This window comes from Pseudomonas proteolytica (assembly GCF_007858275.1).
In the GTDB taxonomy this organism is placed as follows: Bacteria; Pseudomonadota; Gammaproteobacteria; order Pseudomonadales; family Pseudomonadaceae; genus Aquipseudomonas; species Aquipseudomonas proteolytica.
Window position 1 is genome coordinate 190786 of sequence record NZ_VFEV01000001.1, and the last position, 13715, is coordinate 204500.

Genomic DNA, 13715 nt, shown 5'->3' on the forward strand with positions numbered 1-13715 from the left:
CGCTGCTGTGTAAGGAATAGTGTTTAGCTGCCGGCAACGGTCATCCGTTCGATCAGCACCGAACCGGTGCGGATATTGCTGCGCAGTTCCAGATCGTTACCCACGGCGACGATCTGCTTGAACATATCGCGCATATTGCCGGCGATGGTCACTTCCTGGACGGCGAACTGGATTTCACCATTCTCCACCCAGAAACCCGCCGCGCCTCGGGAATAATCACCCGTCACCATGTTCAAGCCGTGCCCCATCAACTCGGTCACCAGCAAGCCACGACCCATGCGTCGCAGCAGCGCCGCCTGGTCTTCATCGCCATGGGTCACGAACAGGTTGTGAACGCCACCGGAGTTCGCGGTACTGGGCAAACCAAGCTTGCGCCCGGCGTAGGTGCCGAGCACGTAGGACACCAGCTCACCATTTTCGACAAACGGCTTGGCGTAGGTCGCCAGGCCATCACCATCAAAGGCCGAGCTACCCATGGCGCGCATCAGGTGCGGACGTTCATCCAGGGTCAGCCACTCAGGAAACAACTTCTGCCCCATCGCACCCTCAAGGAACGACGACTTGCGGTACAGGTTCCCCCCGGAAATCGCCCCCAGGAAGCTACCGAACAGACCGCCGGCCAACTCCGCCGAAAACAGCACCGGCACTTCGCAAGTCGGCACCGGGCGCGCGCCCAGGCGGCTCGCGGCCCGTTGCGCAGCGCGCTGGCCAATGCTCACCGGATCCGCCAGCAACTCACCCTGGCGGCTTACGTCATACCAGTAGTCACGCTGCATCTGGCCATCGGCCTCGGCGATCATCACGCAGCTCAAGCTATGGCGTGTCGACGCATAGCCGCCGATAAAGCCATGACTGTTGCCATACACACGGCAACCCTGATGAGTGCTCAAGGTGGTGCCATCGGCATTCTTGATCCGGCTATCGGTATCGAATGCCGCAGCTTCGCAGGCCAGGGCCTTTTCGATGGCCTGCTCGGGAGTGATATCCCAGGCGTGATACAGATCGAAATCTTTCAGGTCGCGCGCCATCAAGGCCGCATCCGCCAAACCGGATGCCTCGTCTTCGGAGGTGTGCTTGGCAATTGCCAGGGCGGCAGCAACCGTTTCGCGAATGGCTTCCGGACCGCTGGCCGAGGTACTGGCCGACCCCTTGCGCTGCCCTACATACAAGGTGATGCCAAAACCCTGGTCACGGTTGAACTCAACGGTTTCCACTTCCCGCTGGCGCACCGAAGTCGACAAGCCCTGCTCCAGCGACACCGCCACTTCACAGGCACTGGCGCCCTGGCGCCTGGCCTCGGCAATGATCTGCTCAACTTGTTCCTGCAGTGCCGGTAACGCTTGTGGACCGACGCTTTGGGCTGCACTCATGGTTTTCTCCACTCAAATTCTGCTTTCGGTTAAGGCCATCGAGCGACCGGGCCGGACAAGCGGCCCCCGACTGGTTATCATGGCGGCGTTTCTTTGCGGACTGCCACCATGGTTGATTCTTACGACGACTCCCTCGATGGGGAGAAAAGCAAAACCCAGGTCAAACGCGAGCTGCATGCTCTGGTTGATCTCGGCGAGCGCCTTACAACACTCAAGCCGGACTTGATTGCCAAACTGCCATTGACCGACGAAATGCGCCGGGCCCTGGCAGATGCACCCAAGCACACCGCGAACATCGCGCGTAAACGGCACATCATGTTTATCGGCAAGCTGATGCGCGACCAGGACACTGACGCCATTCTGACTTTGCTCGACCAACTTGATGCTTCCACCCGCCAGTACAACGAACGCTTCCATAACCTGGAACGTTGGCGCGACCGCCTGATCGGCGGTGACGACGCTGTATTGGAGAAGTTCGTCCTGGACTATCCGGATGCCGACCGCCAGCAACTGCGCTCCCTGATCCGTCAGGCCCAGCACGAACTGGCACAGAACAAGGCGCCGGCCACCAGCCGTAAAATCTTCAAGTACATCCGTGAGCTGGACGAGACTCAACGCGGCCTGCGCTGATCCTCTTCCCCGGGTGGCGGTCTTCGCCACCCGAAGCTCCACGCCTTACGATCCCGTGCCACCCACGGTGATCGCATCAATTTTCAGGGTTGGCTGGCCGACACCGACCGGCACCGACTGCCCATCCTTGCCACACATCCCTACACCACTGTCCAGCGCCAGGTCGTTACCGACCATCGACACCTTGCTCATGGCCTCCGGGCCGTTGCCAATCAAGGTTGCGCCCTTGACCGGTGCGGTGATCTTGCCGTCCTCGATCAAATAGGCTTCGCTGGTAGAGAACACGAACTTGCCGCTGGTGATATCCACCTGGCCGCCACCCAGATTGGCGCAATAGATCCCGCGTTTGACCGAGGCAATGATCTCTGCCGGGTCGCTTTCGCCCGCCAGCATGTAGGTATTGGTCATGCGCGGCATCGGCAAATGCGCGTAGGACTCACGCCGACCGTTGCCGGTGCGCGCCACGCCCATCAGGCGCGCGTTGAGCTTGTCTTGCATATAACCCTTGAGCACGCCGTTTTCGATCAGCGTGGTGCACTCGGTGGGCGTGCCTTCATCGTCGACGCTCAGGGAGCCACGACGACCGGCCAATGTGCCGTCATCGACGATGGTGCAGAGCTTCGAGGCGACCATTTCGCCCATGCGCCCGCTATAGGCGGAACTGCCCTTGCGGTTGAAATCGCCTTCCAGGCCGTGCCCTACCGCTTCATGCAGCAATACACCGGACCAGCCCGAACCCAGCACCACCGGCAGCGTACCGGCCGGCGCCGGGATGGCTTCCAGGTTGACCAGCGCCTGGCGCAACGCCTCGCGGGCATAGCCCATGGCTCGGTCTTCGGTGAGGAAATAGCGATAATCCGTACGCCCGCCGCCGCCATGGCCGCCACGCTCGCGACGGCCGTTCTGCTCGACGATCACACTGACATTGAAGCGCACCAACGGCCGCACATCCGCCGCCAGGCTGCCATCGGTGGACGCCACCAGGATGCGCTCCCAGACACCGGCCATGCTCACACTCACCTGCTGGATACGTGGGTCGAGGGCACGGGTTGCGGCATCCACACGCTTGAGCAGCTCGACCTTTTCGGCCCGGCTGATCACTTCCAGCGGGTTGTCCGGGCCGTACAACTGGGTCACGTCCTGGGTGCTGAACGCCTGCACGGTACCGTTCTGGCCGGCACGGGAAATCGAGCGCGCCGCACGGGCTGCCAGGCCCAGGGCTTCCAGGGTGATGGCATTGCTATAGGCAAAGCCGGTCTTCTCACCGGACTGCGCACGCACCCCAACCCCTTGGTCCAGGTTGAAACTGCCGTCCTTGACGATCCCATCTTCCAGGGACCATGACTCGGAGATCTGCCCCTGGAAATACAGGTCGGCGGCATCGATGCCAGGCCCGGCCAGGTCGCCCAGTACGGTTTGCAGACTTTCGATGGTCACGCCACCGGGCGCCAGGAGGTGTTCACTGACTGAGGACAACAACTCGCTCATAGGTTCGGCCTTAAATTCATCGTTCTGAAGCAGGTCGCTGTGCGCCCTGCGAGAAAAAGCGCCGGTGGCCTGCCACCGGCATGCGCGCCCGTATCGACGCTTGTTCGCTACTATCACGTTCGGCCAACAACACCGCTTCGCCTTGATCCTGTTGCGCCAGCACCCGCCCCCATGGATCAACAATCGCCCCATGACCATAGGTTTCCCGCGGTCCCGGATGCACGCCACCTTGTGCGGCCGCGAGCAGGTAACACTGGGTTTCGATGGCCCGCGCACGGATCAACACATCCCAGTGCGCCGCGCCCGTTACCGCCGTAAAAGCCGAGGGTGCGGTAATCAATTCGGCACCCGCAGCACGTAATTCGCTGTATAGCTCCGGGAAGCGCAGGTCATAACAGACCGTCAGCCCCAGGCGCCCGACCGGCGTATCGGCCACCACCACTTGGTTGCCGTAAGCATAGTCGTCGGATTCACGATAACGACCGCGCGCGTCAGCCACATCCACGTCAAACAGGTGCAGCTTGTCGTAGCGAGCAACGATCTGACCCTGCGCGTCGATCAACAACGAGCAGGCATTGGACTTGGCATCGGGGTGATCCAATGGAGGCAACGGCAATGTGCCGGCCACTATCCATAAGTTGAGGTCACGGGCGGCCAGTTTCAACCAGGGCAGGATCGGCCCATCGCCCAAGGCTTCGGCGCGGCCGATGGCGGCCACATCGCGCCGGCCCATGGCGGCGAAGTTTTCCGGCAGGACCGCCAGTTGCGCGCCCCCTGCCGCCGCCTGCTCCAACAAGCGCCTGGCCTGGGCCAGGTTGGCCAGGACATCGCTCTGGCTGACCATCTGGATTACCGCAAAGGACATGGGCCGACACTCCATAAAAAGCATGGGGCCATGCTACTCCACAGGCGCTTATTGTGGTTTTTCAAATGGCTTGTCGAAGGTGATTTTTGGATCTTTCCATGGCCCTTCCACCTTGTACTGGACGCTGGCAAAACGCGAAACCCGATCACCGATCAACTTGTCGATCAAAAACAACGCGCCACCAATGGCCGGCGCGCCGACGATCAATGCGGCGATAGGCAGGTTGTTGGTCACCGGCAAGGTCACCAGTAACTTGGCATCGACGCGATCAGCCACCAGGTCCAGGGTACCGTTGAGTTCCAGGTTGCTCGACGGCCCCGTGAGGATTATCGGCTCGCGGGTCACAAACACACCGTTGCTGGCAGCCAGCAGGCCCTTGACCCGGTCATAGCTCAGGCCCTTGCCAAGCAAGTCCGAGAAGTCCAGGCGCAAACGCCGGCCAATGGAGTTGAAGTTCAGCAGGCCAAACACCCGCAACGCCTGGGCACCGCCCTCGACCTCGACAAACTGGCCTTTGCGGAACGACGCATCCAGGCTGCCGGAAAAACGCTTGGGCCCAACCCACGCAGGCGAACCCGGCCAGCGCCCGTCTACATCCAGATGAAAATCCTGGCTGGTCACGGTGGGCGCAAAGCCCCAGCCCTTGAGCACATCGGCGATATTCTTGCCGTCCAGGCGCCCCTTGTACCAGCTGTTGCTGGCGCCAGGAGCCCCTTCCCAACCACCAGCGCCCTTGAGCTGCATGCCTTTGAGACCCAGGTCGAGGTTGTTGAAGGCCATGCCCTTGGCTGTCGGACGCACCTTCAAGGACCAGGCGCCGATCAGGTCGGGGCCCTGGAACAACTGGGCAATGGCGATATCCAGCGCGGGAATATCCTTGGGATCGATGCCGGCCAGGGGGTCAGGCGCGTTTTCATCGGCCTGTACCGTAGGGTCGACCGCCGGCAGCTTCACATACTGCAGGTTGATGGCAATGGGCGCGCCCTTGGCATCTGGCAGGCCAACAGTGCCCTTGGCCTGCTGGCTGTCGAGCTGCAGGCCCCAGGCGGCGGGCTTGCGATCCAGTTTCAGGGTGACCTGATCGAGTTGGGTCCCAAACCCGGTCAGCTTGCCAATCTTGAAATCGGCACTGCTCAGCAGTTGCTTGGCATTGCCGCCCGGATCATTGCCGGCGTAGCGCTCCACCAACTTCTTCCAGGGATCGATATCCAGTTCCGACAGCACCCCGCGAATCCGCAGGCCCTTGCCACCGGGCAGCAAGGCATCGCCGTCACCGAGGAACAGCTCGCCCCGGCCCTGGGCGAAGTTGTCCGCCGGGGCTGCAAAGGTAAAGTTCGCCAACTCTCCATAATCAAACCAGTAACGCCGCTCCGCGCCTTGCAAAGTCATGCGGAACACACTGTCACGCCCCTGGCTGGCGGGCATGCCAAATGGCGCAGGCAAGTCCACCGCCACGCCCTTGAGGTTGGAGCTGACCCGCAACTGGCTGTCGGCGCCATCCAGGTCAAGCTGCAGTTGATACGGGATATCCCCGGATACCGGCAGCGGCTGGCTGACTTTCAGCCAGTCGGTAAGGCGCTTGACCGTTACCTGGCCCTTGGCGGTGACCCGAGTGCTGAGATTGCCCGGCTTGCCCCCAGGCGCAATCTGCGCCGTGATCGGCCGGTCGAAGGCTTGGGCGCTGATGTTCTGGCCACTCAGGCCCTTGGCGCTGTCGAAGCGGAACTCGCCCTTGAGCTGGTTCAGGTCCAGGGTCGGCTCGGCCAGTTGCAGGCGCGCCTTGTCGGTCTTGAAGTCCACTACAATTTTCGGTTCGGTGCCCTTCGCCAGGGGAATATCCAGGTCCAGGGAACCCTGTAGGTCGCCCTCGCCTTTCCAGCCGGCAAACGTCGACGCCGTGCCGATGGGTGCGTCCTGGAGGATCTTCAGGCCGTCCCCCAGACCGCCGGCAAAACCGCCCGTCAGCAGCAAATGGCTGTCATGGCCGGGCAGCGCATGGGGAATGTTGACGTAGATATCCTTGACCTTGGTATCGAGCAGTTGCCCCTTGCTGGCCAGGATGCGCACGCCGGTCTCTTCGACGAACACTTCACCGGCCACCTTGCTGACATGGGGCCAGCCCGGCTGGAACGCCAGCTCGGCGTCATGCACCTTGAAGAACAGGCTGATATTGCGCGCCGCCGTCACCGCATCGTGGTTCAGCGAGCCTTGGTACTGGAAGAAACCTTCATCGACCGCGCCCTTGAGAATCGCAGTACGCAGCCACTCATCCAGGGCCGGGCTCAACACAGCCAGCAAGTATTTGGAAGTAAAACGCCCATCGCCATCGACCATGCCGACCCGCAGGTCCATGTAGTCTTCCTGGCTATGATCGAAATGCAGGCGAATCAGGAAATCCGCCGCGACCTTGCCCTCTTCCCCAAGCACCTTGATATACGGCGCGATCAGGGTGAAGCCTTGCTTATCCAGCTTCCACGTCAGGCGTGCATTGGCCTGGATGTACTGCCAGGGCTTGGCGAAAATCGGGTCCAGGTGCAGGACGAAATCCTTGCTGTCCATGCGCAACTCGCCCTGGCCCAGGTCGCCACTGATGCTGCCGGATACATTGCGGGCCGCCGGCGCGCCGAAATAGGCGTCAAAACCCACGCGCTCGAGGTTGGCAGCGAAGCTGACGCGCTGGTCGCCGGCCTCCTGCGGGCGATAATCGACCCGCACATTGCGCAGTACGCCCGTGGCCTTCAACGCTTCTACGGTCTTGGCAAAACCTTCCGGCAATGGCGCCAGGGCGTTGAGCAAAGGGGTAATCGGCGTCAGGTCCAAGCGGTCGGCCTGCAGGTTCCAGGTCTCTTGTGCCTTGTCGGTAGCCAGGGTTTGCTGCAATTGCAGGTGCGACTCCCAACGGGTGTCGCCCAGGTTCATGGCCAACGAGTCGAAGACCACCTTTAGGCCACTGTCACTGCGCTGCAGGTAGGCCGTCAGCCCCAGATTCTGGATGCTCGTGGATTTGCGCTGGGCGTAACGAACCTTCACCTGCGGCGCATTGAGCCGCGCGGCCGCGCTTTGCAACGTGCCATTGGCCCAGGTCAGCCAGAATTCACCACCGGCTTTCAACTCGCTGAGCTTCCAGTCCCGGGTCAACTTCGCCGGAACCCATTGCGCCCAATTGCTCTGGGGCAGGCTCAGGTAAGCCTGGACCTCGCCGTCGCGCCACTGGCTGGCACGGATCCGCGTGCGCAGGCTCAGGGCCAGCGGTTGCCCATCGGGCAAGGTCAGGCGGGCATCCAGGCGCTGGCGAGTGGCACCGGTTTGCAGGCTCAAGCCCACGTAGGTCAAGGTCAGCGGCGCTTGGTCGAACGGCTGCAAGGTAACCTGGCTGTCCAGCAGCGAGACCTTCGCCACCGCTCGCATGCGCTTGAGCAGTTGCTCCGGGTCCAGGGGTTGGTCGTCCTGTACCGGCAGGCCTTGCAATGCCCAATGGCCGTCCTGGTCCTCCTTGACGCTGAGCTGCAAGCCGCTGACTTCCAGATGGGCGATGCGCACATCCCACGCCAGCAGGCTGGCCCAGAGATCGGGCACCACTTGCACCTGGTCCAGGCGCAGGGCGCTAGGGCCTTCGCCGACCATCACATCATGGGCGAGCAATACCGGGGCAAAGCCGCTCCAGCGCCCTTCCAGGCTGCCGATGCTCAGTGGCATGTCGACCGCCGCCTGTGCCTTGGCCTCTACTTCGCCGCGGTACTCCGCGACCAATGGCGTCAATTCACGGCCCAGGCTGACGTAGACCGCCGCCAGTACCAACAGCAATGCACACAGGCCAAGGCCCCAACGGGTCAGTGCGGCAAAAAAGCGTTGCAGACGCTCCATGTCAGGCGACCCTCAAGGTAATAGTCGGACGGCAGATCAAGGTTTGCCGGTCTCGTTGAAAAGGACTGATGCGGATCAGAGCAGCACCACGTCGTATTGTTCCTGGGAATACATGGTTTCGACCTGGAAACGGATGGTGCGGCCAATAAACCCCTCCAACTCCGCAACGTTGCCCGACTCTTCGTCCAGCAATCGGTCCACCACCTTCTGGTTGGCCAAAACTCTGTAACCCTCGGCCTGGTAAGCGCGCGCCTCCCGTAGGATTTCCCGGAAAATCTCGTAGCAAACCGTTTCCGGGGTCTTCAACTTGCCGCGCCCCTGGCAACTGCTGCACGGCTCGCACAGCACTTGCTCAAGGCTTTCGCGAGTACGCTTGCGGGTCATCTGCACCAGGCCCAACTCGGTGATACCGATGATGTTGGTCTTGGCGTGATCGCGCTCCAGCTGCTTCTCAAGGGTGCGCAACACCTGGCGCTGGTGCTCTTCATCTTCCATGTCGATGAAGTCGATGATGATGATCCCGCCCAGGTTACGCAGGCGCAGTTGGCGGGCAATGGCAGTGGCGGCTTCGAGGTTGGTCTTGAAGATGGTTTCTTCAAGGTTGCGATGGCCAACGAAGGCGCCGGTGTTCACGTCAATGGTGCTCATGGCTTCCGCCGGGTCCACCACCAGATAGCCGCCGGACTTGAGCGGCACCTTGCGTTCCAGGGCCTTCTGGATTTCGTCCTCGACGCCATACAGGTCAAAAATCGGCCGCTCGCCGGGATAGTGTTCAAGGCGGTCGGCGATTTCCGGCATCAGTTCGGCGACAAATTGCGTGGTTCGCTGGAAAGTTTCCCGCGAATCGATGCGAATTTTCTCGATCTTCGGGCTGACCAGATCACGCAGGGTACGCAGGGCCAGGCCCAGGTCTTCATAGATGACGCTCGGCGCGCCGATGGTCTTGATCTGGGCAGCGATCTGATCCCACAGGCGCCGCAGGTAGCGGATGTCCATGAGGATCTCGTCGGCACCGGCGCCCTCGGCGGCGGTGCGCAGGATAAAGCCGCCCGCTTCCTTGATGCCTTCGGCCGCCACGCAATCGCTGACGACCTTTTTCAGACGCTCACGCTCACCTTCGTCTTCGATTTTCAGGGAAATGCCGACATGGGCGGTGCGTGGCATGTACACCAGGTAGCGCGATGGAATCGATAGCTGCGTGGTCAGGCGCGCGCCCTTGGAGCCGATCGGGTCTTTGGTGACTTGCACCACCAGGCTCTGCCCTTCATGCACGAGGGCGCTGATGCTCTCGACCGCCGGACCTTCGCGCAACGAAATTTCCGAGGCATGGATAAACGCAGCACGGTCCAGGCCGATATCCACAAAAGCTGCCTGCATGCCCGGCAATACCCGCACGACCTTGCCTTTATAGATATTGCCAACGATCCCGCGCTTCTGGGTGCGCTCGACGTGCACTTCCTGCAAAACACCGTTTTCTACCACCGCCACGCGCGATTCCATCGGCGTGATATTGATCAGAATCTCTTCACTCATGGCTGGGTCTCGTTCAGGCGTTTTCACAATAGTGGCCGATCGCTTAAATGTGGCGCTGGAGTAACGCGTTCAGCGCACGGAAAGGTGTTGCCAACAGGGTATGCCGAAATGGCCCAGCAGTTCTGCTGTTTCGCAGACCGGCAGGCCAACGACTGCGGAGTAACTGCCATTGAGGCCGGCGACGAATACTGCCGCCAACCCTTGGATAGCATAGCCGCCCGCCTTGTCCTGGGGTTCCCCGCTGTGCCAGTAAGTCGTTGCCTCGTGTGTGGAAACCTTGCGAAAGCGCACGCGGCTACTGACCAGGCGCGTTTCGCAGCGCTGGCCATCGAGCACGGCAATGGCGGTGAGCACTTCGTGTTCACGATCAGAAAGGGCCAGCAACATGGCAAGGGCATCGGCCTGGTCAAGGGGCTTGCCCAGGATCCGGCCATCGAGGATGACGGCGGTATCGGCGCCCAGCACGCAGGCATTCGCGGTATCGGTCAATGTCGCCAGGCCTGCGGCGGCTTTGCCACGGGCCAGGCGTTCGACGTAGGACGCGGGCGATTCGTCGCCCAGGGGTGTTTCATCGATGGCGGCGTTGACCACGGTGAACGGCACGCCGATCTGGGTCAGCAGCTCGCGCCGCCGAGGAGAGCCGGAGGCCAGATAAAGCGCATGCATTGCAGACTCTCCCTGTGGGTTCGATAACCAGGCAGAGCCTCGCGACCCACTCAATTGATTTTATAGCGGCGACGCAACCCACGCAGGCCGAAACTGATCCATGGCCACAACAGCGCACTGACCAGGGCCGGCAAGACCAGCGCCAAGGTGGGTTGGCGGTTGCCGGTCAAGGCACTGAGCCACAGCTGCACCAGTTGGGCCAGGCCGAAGATCACCAGGATGACCAGGCACTGTTGCCACATCGGGAACATGCGCAAGCGTTGCTGCAACGACAGCACCAGGAAGGTAATCAGCGTAAGAATCAACGCATTCTGCCCAAGCAACGTGCCATACATCACGTCTTCAGCCAGCCCCAGGCACATCGCGGTGACCATGCCGACCTTATGCGGCAGGGCCAGGGCCCAGAATGCCAGGAGCAATGCCAGCCATAGCGGGCGCAGGATTTCCATGAATTGCGGCATCGGCGAAACGCTGAGCAGCATACCGGTGGCGAAGGTCAACCAGACCATCCAGCCATTGCGTGAATGAGTACCGGCCATTATTGCGCCCCCTGTCGAGTGGTTGCCGGCGTGGGCGCCGCAGCAGGCGCAGTCGCCGCTGGTTTGACTGGCCGAGCAGGTTGGGCCACCGGCTTGGCCGGTGTCGCGGCAGCAGGCGTAGCGGGTACAACCGGTGTCGCCACAGGTGCCGCTGGCTTGGGTACGGTTGCCGGGATGATCGGCGTCGCAGTGCCGTCTTGCTTGTCCTGTGCTTCCTGGGCCTGGGCGGCGTCGTTGGCGCGCTCTTCCGGGGTGCGCGTGTCGCTGAACACCAGCAACAGGTAGCGGCTGCGGTTCAGCGCAGCCGTAGGCACCGCACGCACAATCGCAAAGGGCTGCCCGGAATCGTGGATCACTTCCTTGACCGTCGCCACCGGGTAGCCTGCCGGGAACCGCTGGCCAAGGCCGGAGCTGACCAGCAGGTCGCCTTCCTTGATGTCGGCAGTGTCTGCCACATGCCGCAGTTCCAGGCGCTCCGGATTGCCCGTGCCACTGGCAATCGCCCGCAGGCCGTTGCGGTTGACCTGCACCGGAATGCTATGGGTGGTGTCGGTCAGCAGCAGCACGCGGGAGGTATAGGGCATCAACTCCACCACCTGGCCCATCAGGCCACGGGCATCGAGCACCGGCTGGCCAAGGACCACGCCATCGCGCTCACCTTTATTGATGATGATGCGATGGGTGAAGGGGTTGGGGTCCATGCCGATCAACTCGGCCACTTCGACCTTTTCGTTGACCAGCGCGGAAGAATTGAGCAACTCGCGCAGCCGCACGTTCTGCTCGGTCAGGGCCGCCAGCTTTTGCATGCGCCCCTGCAACAGCAGGTTTTCGGTCTTGAGTTTTTCGTTCTCGGCAACCAGCTCGGTACGGCTGCCAAACTGGCTGGCCACACCTTGCCATAGCCGTTGCGGCAGGTCAGTGATCCAGTAGGACTGCATCAATACCAGCGACATTTGGCTACGCACCGGCTTGAGCAGTGTGAAGCGGGCGTCGACCACCATCAGCGCGACCGATAGCACGACCAGCACCAACAAGCGCACGCCCAATGAGGGGCCTTTAGTGAAGAGCGGTTTAATAGGCCGCTCCTCCCGGGCAGATATTCTCTTTATTCATACGGCATCAAACCGGCCTGGATGCAGATTGAAGAAGATAAACGCCAACAGGCAGCACTGCAAAGTGCTGCCTGTTGGCGAAACATGGCGTAACCAACGTTCTTATTCGCTGGAGAGCAGGTCCATGGTGTGTTTATCCATCATTTCCAGTGCACGACCACCGCCACGGGCCACGCAGGTCAGCGGGTCTTCGGCGACGATCACCGGCAGGCCGGTTTCCTGGGCCAGCAACTTGTCGAGGTCGCGCAGCAAGGCGCCACCACCGGTCAGCACCAGGCCACGCTCGGCGATATCGGAAGCCAGTTCCGGCGGCGATTGCTCCAGGGCGCTTTTTACCGCCTGAACGATAGTGGCCAGGGACTCTTGCAGAGCTTCCAGCACTTCATTGGAGTTCAGGGTAAAGGCACGTGGCACGCCTTCGGCCAGGTTGCGACCGCGCACATCGACTTCGCGTACTTCGCCGCCCGGGTAAGCGGTACCGATTTCCTGCTTGATGCGCTCGGCGGTGGATTCGCCGATCAGGCTGCCGTAGTTACGACGCACATAAGTGATGATCGCTTCGTCGAAGCGGTCGCCGCCAACCCGTACGGATTCGGCATACACCACGCCATTGAGGGAGATCAGGGCGATTTCAGTGGTACCACCACCGATATCCACCACCATCGAACCGCGCGCTTCTTCAACCGGCAGGCCGGCACCGATGGCCGCAGCCATTGGTTCTTCGATCAGGAACACTTCGCGGGCACCGGCACCAAGGGCCGATTCACGGATGGCACGACGCTCCACCTGGGTGGATTTGCATGGAACGCAGATCAGCACACGAGGGCTGGGCTGCAGGAAACTGTTTTCGTGAACCTTGTTGATGAAGTACTGCAGCATCTTCTCGCAGACGCTGAAGTCGGCGATCACGCCGTCTTTCATCGGACGAATGGCGGCAATGTTGCCAGGTGTACGGCCGAGCATGCGCTTGGCCTCGGTGCCCACGGCAACGACACTTTTCTGATTACCATGGGTCCGAATGGCCACAACCGATGGCTCATTCAGGACGATACCGCGCTCGCGCACGTAAATAAGGGTGTTGGCAGTGCCCAGGTCGATGGAAAGATCGCTGGAAAACATGCCACGCAGTTTCTTGAACATGGGAAAGGGACCCTAGGCAACGCGTGGGTAAAAAAGTGCGGCAAACTCTAACAACGACAGGGATTTTGGGCAAGGCGCCAATGTGCTAAATTGGCCGACTTTCTGTGCACCTAACCCCACAATCGCGGCCTTATGACCGTAGAAATGCGGTAGTGTTCCGACAATCTAACACACGGATAGCTTCCGTTCTGTTTTCCACTGGAGAATCCCATGGCGCTTGAACGCTCCGACGTGGAAAAAATCGCTCATCTGGCCTGCCTGGGCCTCAATGAAGCCGATCTTCCACAGACCACCGCAGCCCTGAACAGCATTCTCGGGCTGGTCGACCAGATGCAAGCGGTGAATACCGACGGCATCGAACCCCTGGCCCACCCACTGGAAGCCAGCCAGCGCCTGCGCGCAGACGTCGTGACCGAACGCAATAATCGCGAGGCCTACCAGTCCATCGCACCAGCGGTCGAAAACGGCCTGTACCTGGTTCCGAAAGTCATCGACTAAAGGGAAAGAG

Annotated in this window: 11 protein-coding genes; 2 read left to right on the forward strand and 9 right to left on the reverse strand. The window is 61.3% G+C overall.

The features are described 5' to 3' along the window. Positions 1-23: 23 nt before the first annotated feature. Positions 24-1370, reverse strand: a complete 1347-nt coding sequence (gene pmbA / locus FIV38_RS00890) for a metalloprotease PmbA (protein ID WP_092238263.1) — start codon at positions 1368-1370, stop codon at positions 24-26. A 108-nt stretch (positions 1371-1478) separates the two neighbouring features. Here pmbA and yjgA point away from each other — a divergent pair, with 108 nt between their 5' ends. Continuing rightward, positions 1479-2000, forward strand: coding sequence for a ribosome biogenesis factor YjgA (gene yjgA / locus FIV38_RS00895; protein WP_029291815.1), 522 nt, complete (start codon positions 1479-1481; stop codon positions 1998-2000). A 45-nt stretch (positions 2001-2045) separates the two neighbouring features. Here the strand turns inward: yjgA and tldD are convergent, their stop codons facing one another. From tldD to mreB, 8 genes are all read right to left on the reverse strand, one after another. Beyond that, complete coding sequence (gene tldD / locus FIV38_RS00900) at positions 2046-3488, reverse strand: metalloprotease TldD (protein ID WP_029291818.1); 1443 nt, start codon at positions 3486-3488, stop codon at positions 2046-2048. Positions 3489-3504: 16 nt separating this feature from the next. Then, positions 3505-4353 carry a carbon-nitrogen hydrolase family protein gene (locus tag FIV38_RS00905; RefSeq protein WP_092238265.1) on the reverse strand — a complete coding sequence of 283 codons (849 nt, stop codon included), beginning with the start codon at positions 4351-4353 and terminating at the stop codon, positions 3505-3507. A gap of 48 nt (positions 4354-4401) precedes the next feature. Continuing rightward, positions 4402-8217 carry a YhdP family protein gene (locus FIV38_RS00910; protein ID WP_092238268.1) on the reverse strand — a complete coding sequence of 1272 codons (3816 nt, stop codon included), beginning with the start codon at positions 8215-8217 and terminating at the stop codon, positions 4402-4404. A 75-nt stretch (positions 8218-8292) separates the two neighbouring features. Next, positions 8293-9750, reverse strand: a complete 1458-nt coding sequence (gene rng, locus FIV38_RS00915) for a ribonuclease G (RefSeq protein ID WP_029291823.1) — start codon at positions 9748-9750, stop codon at positions 8293-8295. A gap of 69 nt (positions 9751-9819) precedes the next feature. After that, on the reverse strand, positions 9820-10416 hold the full coding sequence (locus FIV38_RS00920) for a Maf family protein (RefSeq protein WP_070994109.1): 597 nt from the start codon (positions 10414-10416) through the stop codon (positions 9820-9822). A gap of 50 nt (positions 10417-10466) precedes the next feature. Beyond that, positions 10467-10955, reverse strand: coding sequence for a rod shape-determining protein MreD (gene mreD / locus FIV38_RS00925; protein WP_092238271.1), 489 nt, complete (start codon positions 10953-10955; stop codon positions 10467-10469). Beyond that, complete coding sequence (gene mreC / locus FIV38_RS00930) at positions 10955-12031, reverse strand: rod shape-determining protein MreC (RefSeq protein ID WP_071609992.1); 1077 nt, start codon at positions 12029-12031, stop codon at positions 10955-10957. The genes mreD and mreC overlap by 1 nt, the downstream gene beginning before the upstream one ends. Positions 12032-12169: 138 nt before the next feature. Beyond that, on the reverse strand, positions 12170-13207 hold the full coding sequence (gene mreB / locus FIV38_RS00935; protein ID WP_002555108.1) for a rod shape-determining protein MreB: 1038 nt from the start codon (positions 13205-13207) through the stop codon (positions 12170-12172). Positions 13208-13417: 210 nt separating this feature from the next. Here mreB and gatC point away from each other — a divergent pair, with 210 nt between their 5' ends. Continuing rightward, positions 13418-13705 carry an Asp-tRNA(Asn)/Glu-tRNA(Gln) amidotransferase subunit GatC gene (gatC, locus tag FIV38_RS00940; RefSeq protein ID WP_003216077.1) on the forward strand — a complete coding sequence of 96 codons (288 nt, stop codon included), beginning with the start codon at positions 13418-13420 and terminating at the stop codon, positions 13703-13705. Positions 13706-13715: the final 10 nt, after the last annotated feature.

Bases quoted from the DNA above. Each gene is read 5' to 3' on its own strand.
- gatC (WP_003216077.1), top strand. From the start codon at position 13,418: ATGGCGCTTGAACGCTCCGACGTGGAAAAAATCGCTCATCTGGCCTGC.
- yjgA (WP_029291815.1), top strand. From the start codon at position 1,479: ATGGTTGATTCTTACGACGACTCCCTCGATGGGGAGAAAAGCAAAACC.
- tldD (WP_029291818.1), bottom strand. From the start codon at position 3,488: ATGAGCGAGTTGTTGTCCTCAGTCAGTGAACACCTCCTGGCGCCCGGT.
- FIV38_RS00920 (WP_070994109.1), bottom strand. From the start codon at position 10,416: ATGCATGCGCTTTATCTGGCCTCCGGCTCTCCTCGGCGGCGCGAGCTG.
- pmbA (WP_092238263.1), bottom strand. From the start codon at position 1,370: ATGAGTGCAGCCCAAAGCGTCGGTCCACAAGCGTTACCGGCACTGCAG.
- mreB (WP_002555108.1), bottom strand. From the start codon at position 13,207: ATGTTCAAGAAACTGCGTGGCATGTTTTCCAGCGATCTTTCCATCGAC.
- FIV38_RS00910 (WP_092238268.1), bottom strand. From the start codon at position 8,217: ATGGAGCGTCTGCAACGCTTTTTTGCCGCACTGACCCGTTGGGGCCTT.
- mreD (WP_092238271.1), bottom strand. From the start codon at position 10,955: ATGGCCGGTACTCATTCACGCAATGGCTGGATGGTCTGGTTGACCTTC.
- FIV38_RS00905 (WP_092238265.1), bottom strand. From the start codon at position 4,353: ATGTCCTTTGCGGTAATCCAGATGGTCAGCCAGAGCGATGTCCTGGCC.
- rng (WP_029291823.1), bottom strand. From the start codon at position 9,750: ATGAGTGAAGAGATTCTGATCAATATCACGCCGATGGAATCGCGCGTG.